The 15,956-nt window shown below is 50.6% G+C and carries 13 protein-coding genes and 1 pseudogene; all 14 read right to left on the reverse strand.

The genetic code is table 11. The features are described from left to right. Window positions 1-167: 167 nt before the first annotated feature. The gene (locus ACQ76X_RS04750; RefSeq protein ID WP_038593375.1) at window positions 168-1,847 is read right to left on the reverse strand and encodes a ribonuclease J; all 1,680 of its coding nucleotides are present in this window, start codon (window positions 1,845-1,847) and stop codon (window positions 168-170) included. A 610-nt stretch (window positions 1,848-2,457) separates the two neighbouring features. Beyond that, complete coding sequence (dapA, locus tag ACQ76X_RS04755; RefSeq protein ID WP_038593377.1) at window positions 2,458-3,333, reverse strand: 4-hydroxy-tetrahydrodipicolinate synthase; 876 nt, start codon at window positions 3,331-3,333, stop codon at window positions 2,458-2,460. A gap of 16 nt (window positions 3,334-3,349) precedes the next feature. After that, window positions 3,350-4,570 carry an aspartate kinase gene (dapG, locus tag ACQ76X_RS04760; protein WP_038593379.1) on the reverse strand — a complete coding sequence of 407 codons (1,221 nt, stop codon included), beginning with the start codon at window positions 4,568-4,570 and terminating at the stop codon, window positions 3,350-3,352. Between the two features lie 119 nt (window positions 4,571-4,689). Continuing rightward, window positions 4,690-5,154: pseudogene (locus ACQ76X_RS04765) on the reverse strand (NAD(P)-dependent oxidoreductase); the annotation flags it as partial. Window positions 5,155-5,426: 272 nt separating this feature from the next. Next, complete coding sequence (locus ACQ76X_RS04770) at window positions 5,427-6,023, reverse strand: dipicolinate synthase subunit B (RefSeq protein WP_038593383.1); 597 nt, start codon at window positions 6,021-6,023, stop codon at window positions 5,427-5,429. Beyond that, window positions 6,024-6,920 (reverse strand): dipicolinate synthase subunit DpsA, encoded by an 897-nt coding sequence (gene dpsA / locus ACQ76X_RS04775; protein ID WP_438491948.1) that lies wholly within the window; start codon window positions 6,918-6,920, stop codon window positions 6,024-6,026. It abuts the gene before it with no gap. Between the two features lie 212 nt (window positions 6,921-7,132). After that, complete coding sequence (dut, locus tag ACQ76X_RS04780) at window positions 7,133-7,579, reverse strand: dUTP diphosphatase (protein ID WP_438491949.1); 447 nt, start codon at window positions 7,577-7,579, stop codon at window positions 7,133-7,135. Beyond that, window positions 7,557-8,822, reverse strand: coding sequence for a M16 family metallopeptidase (locus tag ACQ76X_RS04785; RefSeq protein WP_076110077.1), 1,266 nt, complete (start codon window positions 8,820-8,822; stop codon window positions 7,557-7,559). The genes dut and ACQ76X_RS04785 overlap by 23 nt, the downstream gene beginning before the upstream one ends. Window positions 8,823-8,902: 80 nt before the next feature. Continuing rightward, window positions 8,903-9,889, reverse strand: a complete 987-nt coding sequence (locus tag ACQ76X_RS04790) for a polysaccharide deacetylase family protein (protein ID WP_438491951.1) — start codon at window positions 9,887-9,889, stop codon at window positions 8,903-8,905. 360 nt (window positions 9,890-10,249) lie between these two features. Continuing rightward, on the reverse strand, window positions 10,250-12,352 hold the full coding sequence (pnp, locus tag ACQ76X_RS04795; protein WP_438491953.1) for a polyribonucleotide nucleotidyltransferase: 2,103 nt from the start codon (window positions 12,350-12,352) through the stop codon (window positions 10,250-10,252). A gap of 301 nt (window positions 12,353-12,653) precedes the next feature. After that, window positions 12,654-12,923, reverse strand: a complete 270-nt coding sequence (gene rpsO / locus ACQ76X_RS04800) for a 30S ribosomal protein S15 (RefSeq protein WP_019910460.1) — start codon at window positions 12,921-12,923, stop codon at window positions 12,654-12,656. Between the two features lie 150 nt (window positions 12,924-13,073). Continuing rightward, window positions 13,074-14,021, reverse strand: a complete 948-nt coding sequence (locus tag ACQ76X_RS04805) for a bifunctional riboflavin kinase/FAD synthetase (RefSeq protein WP_438491956.1) — start codon at window positions 14,019-14,021, stop codon at window positions 13,074-13,076. Between the two features lie 37 nt (window positions 14,022-14,058). Continuing rightward, window positions 14,059-14,973, reverse strand: a complete 915-nt coding sequence (gene truB / locus ACQ76X_RS04810; protein WP_438491958.1) for a tRNA pseudouridine(55) synthase TruB — start codon at window positions 14,971-14,973, stop codon at window positions 14,059-14,061. Further along, window positions 14,970-15,947 carry a DHH family phosphoesterase gene (locus ACQ76X_RS04815; RefSeq protein ID WP_438491960.1) on the reverse strand — a complete coding sequence of 326 codons (978 nt, stop codon included), beginning with the start codon at window positions 15,945-15,947 and terminating at the stop codon, window positions 14,970-14,972. Before ACQ76X_RS04815 ends, truB begins: the two co-directional genes overlap by 4 nt. Window positions 15,948-15,956 lie beyond the last annotated feature (9 nt).

The following is a 15,956-nucleotide window of genomic DNA, read 5'->3' on the forward strand; positions in this document are numbered from 1 at the left end:
TGGGCACAGTGGCATCGGAGCTGGACCCGGCATTCAAATTTTGCATAGACACTGGGAATAATGCTGCACAACACAAAGACCCCTCCTCCCCAAGAAACCGTCCAATATTTCCGGGGAGAAGGGGCCTGTGGCCCTGCATATTTATATTATAAGAAGCTAGTTGCTTCTTACACTTCCATAATGATCGGGAGGATCATCGGTCTGCGGCGTGTCTGCTCATAGAGGAACCGGCCGAGTGAATCTTTGACGCTTGTTTTGAGCGAAGCCCATTCATTGACCTTCTCGCTCATCAGGCGCTGCAGCGTACTGGAGACAATCCGGTTTGCTTCATCCAGAAGTCCTTCGGACTCGCGCACGTAGACAAAGCCGCGGGAGATAATATCCGGTCCGGATACGATTGCTCCGTTCTGCTTGCTCAGTGTCACAACGACAACAAGGATACCATCCTGGGACAGCAGCTTGCGGTCGCGCAGTACAATATTGCCGACATCGCCAACGCCAAGACCGTCAATCAGCACGTTGCCTGCAGTAACCTTGCCGGCTTTGCGGGCTGATCCGCCCTGAATTTCAACAATTTCGCCGATTTCGGTAATGAAAATGTTGCTTGGTTCCACTCCGACAGATTCTGCCAGAAGCGCATGTTTGCGCTGCATCCGGAATTCACCATGGATAGGAATAAAGTATTTAGGCTTCATCAGGTTGAGCATCAGCTTCAGCTCTTCCTGGCTGCCGTGACCGGAGACGTGAACGCCGGAATTGGAACCGCTGTAAATCACGTTGGCGCCAAGACGGAACAATTCATCAATCGTACGGCCTACATATTTCTCGTTACCCGGTACCGGCGTTGCCGCAATGATAACGGTGTCGCCCGGCAGAATATCTACTTTGCGGTGGCTGGAGCGCGCCATGCGTGTAAGAGCTGACATCGGTTCGCCTTGGCTGCCTGTGCACAGCACAACTACACGGTTTCCGGCCATTCTATTCATTTCCTCTGGTTCAATCAGCATGCCGTCCGGCACATGCAGATAACCCAGCTCGGAAGCGATGGATACCACATTCACCATACTGCGGCCAATAACCGTAATCTTGCGGCCAGTGGATTCAGCAGCGTTAACCACCTGCTGAATACGGTGCACGTTGGAAGCAAAGGTTGCCACTACAACACGCTGTTCAGCCTTGCGGAAGATATCTTCCAGTACGATGCCGACATTCTTCTCCGAAGGCGTGAAGCCTGGCTTCTCTGCGTTCGTGCTGTCAGACATAAGCGCAAGTACGCCTTTCTGGCCGATTTCAGCCATACGGTGGAGATTGGCAAATTGACCGTTGACTGGGGTGTGGTCAAATTTGAAGTCACCTGTATGGACAACATTGCCTTCCGGTGTTTCGATGCATACTCCGACGGAGTCAGGAATACTGTGATTGGTTCTGAAGAAGGTTGCTTTCAATGAAGTTCCCAGTTCGATTTCCGAATCTTCGTTAATTAGAATCCGTTTCGTTTCTCCGAGCAGATTAGCTTCCTTAAGCTTGTTCTCCACAAGTCCAAGGGTAAGTCTTGTTCCATAAACCGGAACATTCAGGTTCTTAAGCACATAAGACAATCCGCCGATGTGATCCTCGTGTCCGTGGGTAAGCACAATACCTCTTACCTTGTCACGGTTTTCTGTCAGGTACGAAATGTCAGGTATTACAATATCAATACCGAGCATATCTTCCTCCGGGAACTTCAGACCGGCATCCACGACTACAATGTCGTTTCCGTATTGAACGACATACATGTTTTTCCCGATTTCTCCGACTCCGCCCAATGCGAATATCAGCAATTTATCGTTGTTGTTTTTTTTGGACAAATGAATCTAACCCTCCTATGATGTTGGACGTCATACTTTTTATTTGTAAACAATGAGCTTCATTATTTCAGCGGCGCTGAACACATTCTTCAAATTGCCGATAGTTTCCACGATGAACAAGAAATTCCGTAAGTCTGCATAATTACGCAAAGCGAAAAACCCCCGAATTCGGGCAGTGAGCACCTTCTTGAAGCGGACAAACACCGTCAAACTTCACCGCCGCGCCCCTCGCGCGTAAATCTGGCAGCAATTGCACAGACTTATACAAGGACCTATCCTGTCACACAATGTAAAATTACATTGACGGAAGATTACCGCATATTTAATTTTTGCCGCACCCAGTCACTTAAGAACATTATACATGATTTTTTTGGCAAAAGACAAGTCATCGGCTTCGTAAGCCTATTCTTTCCTTAAAGAACCTGCATTATTTGAGGAAAAGACAAGCAGAAACTATGTTACAATCCTTAACATTTGCGCTTATTTCACAGTATTTCGCTGTATGAGAATTAACCGCCAGCTTACAGTTTTAATACAAACACAAGAAGCTGGCTTCCCCACTCGGGAAGCCAGCTTCTTGCTGCAATGCTTATTCAAGAGATTTGACCTTCTAATTCAGCAGCGCTTTAATGAACTCGGCCTCATCTTCGCTCGGTCCCACCAGTGGTAGACGCACGGATCCGACAGGAATCCCCCGCAGTTCCAGTGCATACTTAACAGCCGAAGGGTTCGGCAGCGGCTGCGGGCATTCAAACAACCCTTTGAACACAGGGAACAGTTGGCGGTGAAGCTCGCCGGCCCGGTACACATTGCCGGAGATAAAGGCTTCGATCATTTCCGACATCTCAACTCCCACTACATGGCTGGCTACGCTAATAATGCCGTGACCGCCGACGGCAAGTGTTGCCAGTCCCGCAGAATCATCCCCTGAGTATACGTGGAAATCATCTGCACAAGCCGAAGCGATCAGAGTAATCTGATCGACTGAGGCACATTCCTTGGTCGCCACAATATTGGGGATTTCAGCAAGTCTTAATGTCGTCGCCACACTCATGCTTACGCTGGTACGGCTGGGAACATTGTAAAGAATACAGGGCAAGGTTGTTTCCGCAGCGATCGCCGAGAAATGCCGGTACAGCCCCTCCTGGTTTGGCTTATTGTAATAAGGAACGACGAGAAGAACACCATCTACTCCGATTTTCTCCGCTTCCTTCGTAAGATGTATGGAATTCTTCGTGCTGTTGCTGCCCGTTCCGGCAATGATTTTACAGCGTCCGTCCGCTTTCTCCAGAACGTAGGAAAAAAGCCGGAGCTTCTCCTCCTCGCTAAGTGTGGGCGATTCTCCGGTGGTACCACAGACTACCAGCGCTTCGGATTTCTGTTCCTCAATCAAATAGTCAACAAGGCGTGAAGTTGCTTCCCAGTTGATTTCTCCATCCCCGTCAAAAGGGGTTACCATCGCGGTTATTAATCTTCCGAAATCCACTTTGAATTCCTCCTTGTCAGCGGTGCAATTCAAACTTGGCATGCAGTGCGCGCAGCGACTGCACCATATCTTCCTTCTTCACCAGTACCCAGATTGTTGTATTGGAATCGGCAGACTGTAAAATCTGAATGTTCTGCGAGGTTAACGCCTCAACAATGCGCGCCATAATCCCCGGCACGCCGTTAATGCCTCCGCCGATTACCGAGACCTTGGCGCAGCCGGACAAGCTCTTGGGACGAAGCCCCAACTCTTGCAGCGCAGCGATAGCCTGCTCCGATTTGTCATCGTTCACCGTATACAGCGCCTCCGAAGGCGTTACATTGATAAAGTCCACACTGATTTCATTGTCGGCCATACTTTTGAAGATTTGCAGCTGTACTCCGGTACCGTTGCCGTCCGGACACTCCACAGAGATCTGTGTAATGTTGCTGACATAAGCAATCCCTGTTACATAACGATCCACTACCCCGTGTGAAACATCGCTGAACCCTTCAGGATGGGTGACAAGTGTACCTTCGGCTTCCGAGAACGTTGAGCGCACACGTACAGGAATCTGGGCCTGCATGGCAATTTCCACCGCACGGGGATGTATAACTTTAGCCCCTTGATAGGCCATGTTGCAGATTTCTGTATAGCTGACATAGGTCAGTTGCTTCGCATCCTCGACAATCCGCGGATCGGCTGTAAGAATCCCGTCCACATCGGTGTAAATATCGACCATATCCGCACGGAGTGCTGCACCAAGCGCAGTTGCCGAGGTATCGCTTCCCCCGCGTCCAAGGGTCGTAAAATCACCGGCTTCGGTCTGACCCTGAAACCCGGTTACTATAACTACTTTATGCTCTCGCAATTCCCGTAGAATGCGTTCGGTCTGCACATCAAGAATTCTTGCGTTGCCGTAGTTGTTGTCGGTAAGGAAGCCAGCCTGTGCGCCTGTAAGCACCGTAGAGCGGATGCCCTCCTGCTCCAGCAGACCACACAGTGTAGTGGCGGAGATTATTTCTCCGCAGCACATCAAGAGATCTTTCTCCCGGTCCGGCAGGGAATTCCCGTTCTGCACTGCCCAGTCGAGCAGCGTATCGGTTGCGTAAGGCTCCCCTTTGCGTCCCATAGCGGAGACAACAATAACCAGATCAAAGCCGCTGGCCATCTCCCGTTTGACGTGGCGGATGACATGCTCCCTCGCTGCCGGTGTGGACAATGAGGTTCCGCCGAACTTTTGCACCAAAATACCCATTTATAATTCCTCCATTACTTCTCTAAGCAAGCATGCTTTATATGCACTGAAGAACTGTTTCTATTCAAGGAACGGCTCAGGTGCGCAAGATCTTTACTTTTACTCATTTATAAGCCAATTCATTTATTGTCCGCTGTGCGCAATGTCTCGTCCGATATCGACTGCACCAACGCATTAGCCATAATCATCCCTGCGCTTTTTGGGGCAACCATTCCAGGCAGACCTGGCGCCAGCAACGCCTTGATTCCATGCTTCTCCGCATAGCGGAAATCGCATCCGCCCGGGGCGGAGGCCAGATCGATAATTACACAGTGCTTCTGAAGACGTGAAAGTACCTGCGCGGTTATAATCATGCCCGGTACGGTATTAAAGATGAGATCAGCCTCCGGCACATGCAGCAGCAGTTCTCCGGTCATAAATGGCTTCCAGCCCATCTCTTCCGCACGTGCGTAATGCTCTTGCCTCCTGACGCCTATCTTTACACTGGCACCGAGTCCCTGCAATACCTTTGCCATGGTAAATCCGGTTCTGCCCATACCGAGCACCATCGAAGAGGAGCCGTGAATTGTAAAATCGGTATTCTGGGACGGCGCTTACCGTCGCATCCATCTCTACGCATTTCCGAATGACCTCCAGCTGTCTTGCATCCCCGCCCTGGAACACGATCCTGATGCCAGTAAACATAAGGATGACGCTCCTTTCTAATTGCACGGGACCTGCCCAAATCAAGTAATGACAATAGACGCGGCCAGGTCCAACCTTTGGAATGCTAAAAAAGAGCTGAACCGCCCTCAGAATGAGGGCGGCAAAAGTGAAGCCTATGTTCGAGCATTATTACTATATCGAAACATGCTAATTATGCTGAATGAAACCGTTCGATAATCATCGGCTGCAGCTGATTGCCCTGCAAAGCTGCGTAGCAGGCCTCGGGTATGAGATCCATACGCGCTACAAGCGAGTTGGGCTTGCCTACAGGATTATCCTGGCCGAACGGCACAAAATAAATATGTTTGGCTACCAAAAGCTTTGCAATATTCGCCGCATTCAGGCCAAGGCCGTCATTCGTGGAGATGGCCAGCACTAGCGGCCGACCGTTACGCATCTGGGACTTTGCTGCCATCAGTACGGGGCTGTCTGTCATGGCGTTGGCCAATTTGCTCGTCGTATTCCCCGTGCAAGGGGCGATTGTCAGAACGTCCAGCAGCTTGGAAGGACCCAGCGGTTCCGCTTCAACAATTGTAGAAATGATATCATTCCCTGTTATATCTTTCAACTGTTTTAACCAATTTTCCGATGTGCCGAAGCGGGTATCCGTGTTCAGCACCGATGCGGAAACAATCGGCACCACATTTGCACCGTCGTCCATAAAGCGCTGAATCTGCGGCATCACTTCGGCAAACGTGCAATGTGAACCGGTAATTGCATAACCTACTGTTTTACCATGCCAATCCATTTATTCGTCCCCCCTGATTGAAGTCTCGTCAGATATCGACTGTACCAGCGCACTACCCATAATAATTCCGGCGCTCTTGGGGGCAACGATCCCGGGCAATCCCGGAGCCAGCATCGCTTTAATCCCGCGCTTCTCCGCATAGCGGAAATCACATCCGCCCGGTGCGGAGGCCAAATCAATAATTACGCAGTGCCTCTGAAGCCGGGATAGTACCTGCGCGGTAATAATCATGCTTGGGATGGTATTGAAGATAAGATCAACATCCGGCACATGAAGCAGCAGCTCACCCGTCATAAAAGGCTTCCAGCCCATCTCTTCCGCCCGCGCGTAATGCTCCTGTCTTCTTACCCCCACCTTTACGCTGGAGCCGAGCCCTTGAAGCGCCCGCGCCATCGTAAACCCGGTTCTTCCCATCCCGAGTACCATCGACGTGGAACTATGAATAGTAAAATCGGTATTCTGAATGGCCATAACCAGCGCGCCTTCTGCTGTAGGGATGGAGTTGTATATCGCCACATCGTCCCGGTTCAGCAGTTCCACCAGCTTTAGTGAATGTCTGGCGCACAGGCTGCGCAAGTAGCTTTTGGCCATACCGGTATACACCGTGGATCGGGACGGCATCGCAGCGATGTGCTCATCCAGCAGCTGCAGACGGTGAGAGGAGAACAGCGCATTGATATTCCCTTCATCATCACAACCAACGGTTGGCAGTACCAGCACATCCGCATTGCTTAAGAGCTCTGCCGACAGCTCCTCCAGGTTCACCCCCGGGCTAGGGGATTCCCACTTATCGAATCCGGCAGCACTTACCGTCGCATCCATTTCCACACATTTCCGAATCACTTCAATCTGTCTCGCGTCCCCGCCCAGGAACACGATCCTGATGCCAGTAAGCATAGGGATGACGCTCCTTTCCACATACACTATCGACTATAAAGCATCTTATGCCGGGGGGCGCCCATGGGTGAAGAGCAGAGAAGAAATACAGGGGAAACTGATAATTGGCTTGACTCAATTTAAGGTCAATTCAACAAAAAAAGCCTGCGGAGAAGGCCTTTACAGGCCACATCCGCAAGCTCCAGGTATGAGTAAAACAAAAATCCCGTCTGCTATTTGCCCGTATGGCCAAAGCCTCCGGCGCCGCGCTGTGTCTCGGACAGCTCGTCCACTTCCACCATGGTCACAGACGGCACGGCCTGGAACACCATTTGGGCAATCCGCTCATTGCGTGCGATGGCAAACGGCTCCTGACCCAGGTTAATCAATAAAACTTTAATTTCACCGCGGTAATCGGCATCAATCGTCCCCGGGGTATTCAGGCAGGTAATGCCGTGCTTTAGAGCAAGGCCGCTGCGCGGACGGATCTGCGCCTCCAGCCCGTCCGGCATCGCCAGTGAAATTCCCGTAGGGATCAGGGCGCGCCCACCCGGAGCAAGCACAACCTCACCGTCCACAGACGCATACAGGTCATAGCCGGAAGCCTGTTCCGACATTTTGCGGGGCAGCAGTACATCCTCGTTGCCGGGCAGTTTGTTAATTTGAACGTAATAAGACAAGATCATCTCTCCTAACATTGGCAATAGCTTTATCAGAGGAGCCGACCATCGCTAATGCGAGGGGCTCAGCAAACATGTGGTCCAGTAATCGATTGATATCATCCATGGTGACGAGTCCGATTTTGGTAATCATATCGTCAAGTGTATCATGCCGTCCAAGCATCAGCTCATTTTTGCCAATCCGGTTCATCCGGCTGCTGGTGCTCTCCAGGCTGAGGATCAGGCTGCCCTTGAGCTGCTCTTTGCCTTTTCTCAGCTCATCTTCACTGAGACCGTTAACGGCAAGATCATGCATCATTTCCTTAATCAGTTCCGTCACCTCTTTGGTCTGTTTCGGCGCAGTGCCGGCATAGACGGTGAACAGGCCGCTGTCTGCCTGGGAGCTGTGATAGGAATAGACGGAATAGGCTAACCCGCGTTTTTCGCGAATCTCTTGGAACATTCGCGAGCTCATCCCGCCGCCGATGGCATTATTCAGCAGCACCATGGCATATTGCAGCGGTCCGCCGCTTTCTACGCCCGGGAGGGAGAGGCAAATATGGTTTTGCTCCGTCTTTTTGCGGTGAAACAGCAGTTCGCCGTGGAAATCAGGAGCTGTCAAAGGCGCGGATTCACCATGGTTATCGAATGATCCGAAATGGGCCTCCAACAGTTCAACCAGTCCGTCATTGATATTGCCTGCTACGCTGATTACCGTATTCTCAATGGTATACTGCTGTTTCATATACGCGTGGAGATCATCGGCCGTCATGTCCGCCAGCCGTTCCTTCAAGCCCAGAATGGAATAAGCCAGCGGATGCTCGCCGTACGCCGCAGCGCACATCAGATCATGTACCAGATCATCCGGCGTATCCTCGCACATGGCGATTTCCTCCAGGATGACATTTTTCTCCTTGGCCAGCTCTTCGGCATCAATCCGCGAGCGGAAAAACATATCGGACAGCACATCCACGGCGATGGGCAGATGCTCATCCAATACTTTTGCATAATAACATGTATATTCCTTCGAGGTAAATGCGTTTACGTTGCCGCCAATCGCATCAAACTGCTCGGCAATATCTTTGGCACTGAACCGGTCGGTGCCTTTAAAAAGCATGTGCTCGATAAAATGGGAAATCCCGTTATTCAGCGGGTTCTCATTGCGGGAGCCATTCTTGACCCAGATTCCAAAGGAAACAGAGCGTCCGGTAGGAATTTTCTCCGTAACCACCCGCAGGCCGTTCGATAATACTATTTTTTCCACTTCTACGTCCTCCTGGCATAGCCCTGTATCTATCTTTGTATTTGTTACGCGCGACTCTTATCCTACCAGAAATTAACCGCTCACTCAACTTCTGAAGGGGCCAGCCGCTCCGCTGACAGTGTTTCACTGACCGTACCCAGCTGAAGACCTTTAGCTTTAATCCCCCGGATCATGCCTCTCAGCGCTTTGGAGGAGGAAGCCGTCGGATGCATCAATATCAATGTACCCGGCTCGGACTGGCTGCTGATTTTGGCGACAACGGATTCTGGAGAAGGGTTGCGCCAATCGACGGTATCCAATGTCCAAAGCACCGTTTTCAGCCCCAATGAGGCGGCGATATCCACTGTTTCCTGATCAAAATCACCGGACGGAGGCGCAAACCAGGTATTGGTTACTCCAAGACTCTCTTTCAGCAGACTTTTTGTTTTCTCAATCTCGGCGGTCGCTCGGGCCCGGCTTAAAGTGCTCATATTGGGATGGGTATACGCATGATTCTCCATCTCATGCCCGCGTTTCAGCATCTCGGCCGCAAGCTCCCGGTTATGACTAAGCCAGCTTCCATCCAAAAAAAAGGTCACCTTTACCTTTTCCTCATCCAAAATGTTAAGCATCGGTATAATGAATTGATTGCCCCATGCTACATTGATCATCAGCGAGACCATCGGCTTAGCGGGATTGCCCCGGTAAATCGGGTGAGCACCCAGATCATTCAGTGACACCTTCGGCGGGATTTGCCGGTACACCCATTTCAGACCCTCTCCCGGCCCCTGCAGCAGTGTATTACGGTACGTAGCCTCTACATCCACCTCAAGGCCATTATAACCCGGAATTGCCTTCCACACCCGGTCCACAGCAGCATCCACCGGTGCGGCATTCAGCTTGGCCGCTTTGCTCTCAATCAAAGAACGCAGCTCCTGATCACGCTCTTTCGGAATGTTACTCCACACAGCCAGTCCATCCTGCGGCTTAAGCTCTGCCAGCATTTCCTTCACCGGTCCGTATGTACTGCCAAGACCGATTACCACAGCAATACAGGCAAGCACAAGCGCTGCTTTTTCCGTCTTCATGACGCCTTTCCTCCCCGGCAGAAACGTCTCACGCTCGTCCCGCACAGGGTGCAAGGACGCTTTGTCCCAGCCTATGTAGGTTTGGAGAAGAATATGCATACAGCCTGCGCCTTAAGCAAATTAAAATAACCCCACAAAGTGGGGCCCGGGCTGCAAAGATAATCCAGATACATCGTTATATCTAGTGGAAACGGCTTCGCCGTCCTTAAAATGACGGTATCCGTTTCAGCGAGAAATATAAGGATAATTTATAGCGTGAAGCCTATAAATTCCTATATTTTAAAAAAAGAGCCAGAATGCATACGCTTCTGTCTCTTCTCAATTATACAATTGACGCTTTGCCAAAAGGGAGAGGCCTGCTTACGCCTTTGCTCCGCTTTCCGAAGTCAATACCGCTTTGCGCGATAGATTCACACGGCCCTGCTGGTCAATTTCGGTAACTTTTACAGTGATGGTGTCGCCGATGGCAACTACATCTTCCACCTTGGCTACGCGCTCAGTGGAGAGCTGGGAAATATGCACCAATCCGTCTTTACCCGGAATCAGTTCAACAAACGCGCCGAACTTCTCGATGCGTCTAACGGTACCCACATAAATTTCGCCGACCTGCACTTCACGCACAATGCCTTCGATAATGCCACGGGCTTTCTGAATCATTTCTTCGTCCGAAGATCCGATAAAGACACGGCCATCCTGTTCGATGTCAATCTTCACGCCGGTTTCTTCAATAATTTTATTGATAATCTTACCACCTGCACCGATAACATCACGGATCTTGTCCGGATTGATGTTGATGATAATGATCTTAGGAGCGTATTTGGACAAGCTTGGTCTAGGCTCGGAGATAGCTTCCATCATTTTGCCCAAGATGAACATACGTCCTTCTTTAGCCTGCTGCAAAGCATCCTGAAGGATTTTACGGTCGATGCCGTCGATTTTGATATCCATCTGGATCGCCGTTACACCTACAGCCGTACCTGCTACCTTGAAGTCCATATCGCCAAGATGATCTTCCATTCCTTGAATGTCCGTTAAGATCGAGACATGCTCCCCATCCTTAATCAGACCCATCGCTACTCCGGCTACAGGGGCTTTGATCGGCACACCCGCATCCATCATTGCCAAAATGCTGGCGCAGATACTTGCCTGGGAAGTAGATCCGTTGGATTCAATCGCTTCAGATACCAAACGGATAGTGTACGGGAATTCGGTTTCACTAGGAATGACTTTGGACAACGCGCGTTCTCCAAGGGCTCCGTGGCCGATCTCGCGACGTCCCGGTGCTCTAAGCGGACGTGCCTCCCCTACGCTGAACGGAGGGAAATTGTAGTGATGCATAAACCGTTTGGTTTCAGCCGGATCAATACCGTCAAGAATCTGTACATCACCCAGTGCACCCAGTGTACATACGCTAAGGATCTGTGTTTGTCCACGGGTGAACAGTCCGGATCCGTGCGTACGCGGAAGCAGAGAAGTATCGCATTCAATCGGACGGATTTCATCCAGCTTGCGGCCATCCGGGCGAACCTTATCATGTGTAATCAAACGTCTGACTTCATCCTTCACGATATCATGCAGGACTTCCTTCACATCTTTAAGAAGTTCAGGTGTCTCTATGTATTTCTCTACGAAATACTCCACCGTTTCATTGTTGACCAAGTCGATGGCATCCTGACGGGCATGCTTCTCGGCAATTTTCACGGCATCTACCAGACGGCTTTCCGCATAAGCGCGAACCTCTGTGTTGACATCAGCGTTAACCGCATGCAGCTTCACAGCCATCTTCTCTTTGCCGGCAACTGCTACCAGCTGCTCAATTGTTGCTACGATCTTGCGGACTTCATCATGACCGAACATGATGGCTTCCAGCATTACATCTTCCGGCACTTCATTGGCTTCCGCTTCCACCATCATGATGGCGTCTTTAGTTCCCGCTACCACCACGTAGATGTCACTTGCCGCCTGCTGTGCAACGTCAGGATTAATGATGAATTGACCGTCAATGCGGCCGACAGCCACACCGCCGATAGGACCATTGAAAGGAACATCGGAAATACTGAGTGCTGCGGAAGTACCGATCATAGCAGCAATATCCGGCGCACAATCCTGATCCACGCTCATAACCATATTCAGTACTTGCACGTCATTGCGGAATCCTTCCGGAAACAGCGGACGAATCGGACGGTCAGTCAGACGGCTGGACAAAATAGCCTTTTCACTCGGTCTGCCTTCACGTTTAATAAATCCGCCCGGAATTTTACCCACTGCGTATAATCTTTCTTCATAGTTAACCGTAAGCGGGAAAAAATCCAGATCTTTAGGTTCGCTTGACGCTGTAACCGTACACAATACAGCAGTATCTCCGTAACGAACCATTACGGCTGCGTTCGCTTGTTTGGCCAGACGGCCTGTTTCCAGCACAAGGCGTCTTCCGCCAAGCTGCATTTCTACACGTTGTTCCATAAAATCCCTCCTTGAATGGTAGTAGACCCGCTGTACATTATCGCAGGTTCAATGATAGTCATTGGTGAAACGGATGTCTTGATCACTTTGGGGTCAAGGGCCGGTTCTCTATGTTTTATACAAGCAAAAACGGCTTGTCCTCCATAAGAGGTAAAATAGCCGTTTTTGCGAATAAGTTAAGCTTGCCTAATTGTAAAAGTTTTCCCTAAATTTTCAAAAAGCAACCCGGCTGTCCCGCTGTCGCTCCGAGAAGGACATACGGTATACAACCAGGCTGCTTTAAGGGTAATCTTATGGAAAATTAACGACGCAATCCCAGTTTTTCGATCAGGGCGCTGTAACGTCTGATGTCTTTGTTCTTCAAATACGCCAGCAGTTTACGACGTTGTCCAACCATCTTCAGCAATCCGCGACGGGAATGATGATCCTTCTTGTGCGTACGCAAGTGGTCAGTCAAATTAACGATGTTCTCCGTAAGGATAGCAACTTGCACCTCAGGGGATCCAGTATCGGATTCATGAGTTTTGTGCTCGTCGATCAATTGGTGTTTACGTTCTTGAGTCAATGCCATCCTGTTCACCTCCTTCATTATAATCGCCAGTAGCCTCGTCACCGTCGGTGAGAACGAGCAACCAAGCTATGGTTATGATGCTGTTTTTCCAGCAACGTTAATCAGTATAGCATTATCGGAAAGAAAAGTAAACGGCTTGTCCCGTGCAGATTAAGAATGATAGCCCAGCAGCTCTTTGGCCGTTTCGGCATCTTCAGCAATCTGTGAAATCAGGGCATCAATCGACTCAAACTTACGCTCAGGCCGGATAAAGGAGACCAGTTCTACCTTAAGCTCCTCTTCATAGATGTCTCCTGCAAAATCAAACAGATGCACCTCAAAGCTCGGGGCAATCATCCCCTCATGGAACGTAGGCTTCACGCCGACATTCATTACGCCGTACAGGACGTCTTCCTTATAAAAGACCCGCACTGCATACACCCCTTTAGCCGGGATGACATAACGGTCTTCCAGCTGAAGATTTGCAGTCGGAAAGCCAATTGTGCGGCCTCTCTTCTCCCCGTGCCCTACAACACCGCGCAGATGATAGCAGCGCCCAAACCATGCGTTGGCCAGGGTTAGATCTCCGTTCTGAAGGCTCTTCCGAATGCCGGAGCTGCTTACCTTCTCTCCTTCAAGCAGAAAAGGAGGCACCGTCTCCACATTCATCACACCGTCCCCCAGCTCACGGAGCATATCGGCATCCCCTTCGCCCATGTAGCCAAAGCGGAAATCGAAGCCGATAACTGCAGTTACAATGTGCAGCGGCAGCAGCATTACAGAGACAAAATCCTGCGGGCTAACCCGGGACAGCTGCTCATTAAATTCAATTATATACAAAATATCGACCCCCATGCCGGCAAGCAGTTCCTGCTTGTCCTTCGCCGGGGTCAAATATCCATCATAGTCACCTTTGCCCATTACATCCTTGGGATGAGGATGAAAGGTCATGACCGCTGCCGGTACGCCTTGTTTACGGGCCAGAGCTACAGCGGAAGTAATGACGCTGGCATGTCCGCGGTGCAGTCCGTCAAACTGGCCCAGGGCAGTCACTTGCGGCCGCGCCCACTGCGCTGCAGTCTCCGCTGGCATTGGATAACTTAAGGTTACGGTTCTCACGCTGTTTCTCACCTACAATTCACTAATAAAATTAATATTATGCTTGTGCGAATACCTTTACAGGGGCTATAGCTCCTGTGTCATCCAATTCATAAATGCCCAGGAACTCTCCCTGTAGATCATACAGCCGAAAATGTCCGGCCTGCTTTACTTCAGGTGCTACGTAACGTGTTGAAAGACGCTGCCCCTGCAGGGCGGCCTTCCTCTTCTCATCCATTACTGAATGCCGGGACAGATGGGAAATCGCTTCGTCCGCCGCGATCAGATGTTCATCGAGTGTGCCTGCTTCTTTATGCTCGGCAATTTGCTCAAGGGTTAGACAGTGATTGGCGGATATCCCTGCGGACATCGTCCGTTCCAGCTTGACCATCACACCGGGCACTCCAAGCGCCCGGCCGATATCTACGCAAAGCGTACGGATGTATGTACCCTTGGAACACAGCACACGGAAGGTAATATCAGGATAATTGCCGCTGTACACCATATCCGTCATCTCAATTTCGTAAATCTCCACTTCACGGCTCTTGCGCTCTACAGTCTTGCCTTCTCTAGCCAACTCATAGAGGCGTTTGCCTTCCACTTTCACCGCCGAGTACATCGGGGGAACCTGAGAGATTACTCCTTTAAAGGAGTTCAGTACCGCCAGAACTTCTTCCTTGGTAACTTTCACTTCATCCACAGTTTCCGTAATGGTTCCGGTTAAGTCTTCGGTATCGCTTGCCATACCTAGTCTCAGTGTGGCCACATATTCCTTAGGCAGCTCCTGGATATACTCCACAACCCGGGTTGCCCTTCCAAGACAAAGCGGTAATACGCCTGTCACTTGAGGATCCAGAGTTCCGGTGTGTCCGATGCGCTTCATGCCAAGAATCCGCCGGGCTTTGGCTACAACATCATGTGAAGTGTACCCTGCAGGCTTAAAAACAGCCAAAACACCTGTAAGCTCACTCATAAAAGACGTCTGACCTCCTCCAGCACCCGTGGTATTGCCTGCTCCAGCGTACCCTCAACCCGGGCACCTGCTGCACGGGTATGTCCGCCGCCTCCAAAGACTTGAGCCAGCGCCGCGACATCGACCTTGCCGGCCGAACGCAGGCTGACCTTCACAGCAGTCTCATCGATGACCTTGAACAGCATGCCGACCTCCACACCGCGGATATTACGCGGATAATTAACAATGCCTTCAAGATCCTCATTGGCGGCATTACATTCGAGCATATCCTGTGGTGTTACATAAACCCAGGCAACATCGCCCTGCGGAGTTAATTGCAAAGTGTTCAGTGCCCGGTTCAGCACCTTCACTTGAGCTAATGTCATTTCCTCCAGCAACGTCTCCGCCAGCTCGGGACCATTAACTCCCAGTGCCAACAGCTCAGAGACAGCCGCCATCACTTTAGGTGAGGTATTGGTGTAGCGGAAGCCGCCGGTATCGGTCAGCAATCCTGTATAGATTGCTGTAGCAATATCTATATCCCATTCCACCTCAAATGTCTTCAGCAGGTCGAACAAAATTTCCGCAGTCGCAGCAGCATCCGGCTTAATCAACGTAACGAATCCGTAACCGTTATTGGTGGGATGATGATCAATGTTTGCGATAAGGGCATCCTGAGCAAAAAAGCGCTGGGTCAGCCCCACACGCTGAAAATCTGCACAATCGACGCAAATGACATTACTGTACTTCCGGGGCAATTCACCTTCCGCCAGATTGACAATCTCATCGGCATGCCATAAGTATTCCATCCGTTTGGGAATCGGGCCTTCATTCAGCATAGTATATTTTTTGCCCAGACATGAGAGAAGCCAGCCCACCGCGAGGGTGGAGCTGACTGCATCTCCGTCCGGCTGAACATGCGACACTACAAGATAATCGTCGTGTTCCAGCAGAAACTTACGGGTCTGCTGGAGACTTTGTTCATAGCTCTGCATTCGCCGTCT

Source organism: Paenibacillus sp. IHBB 3054 (assembly GCF_051594305.1).
In the GTDB taxonomy this organism is placed as follows: Bacteria; Bacillota; Bacilli; order Paenibacillales; family Paenibacillaceae; genus Paenibacillus_AQ.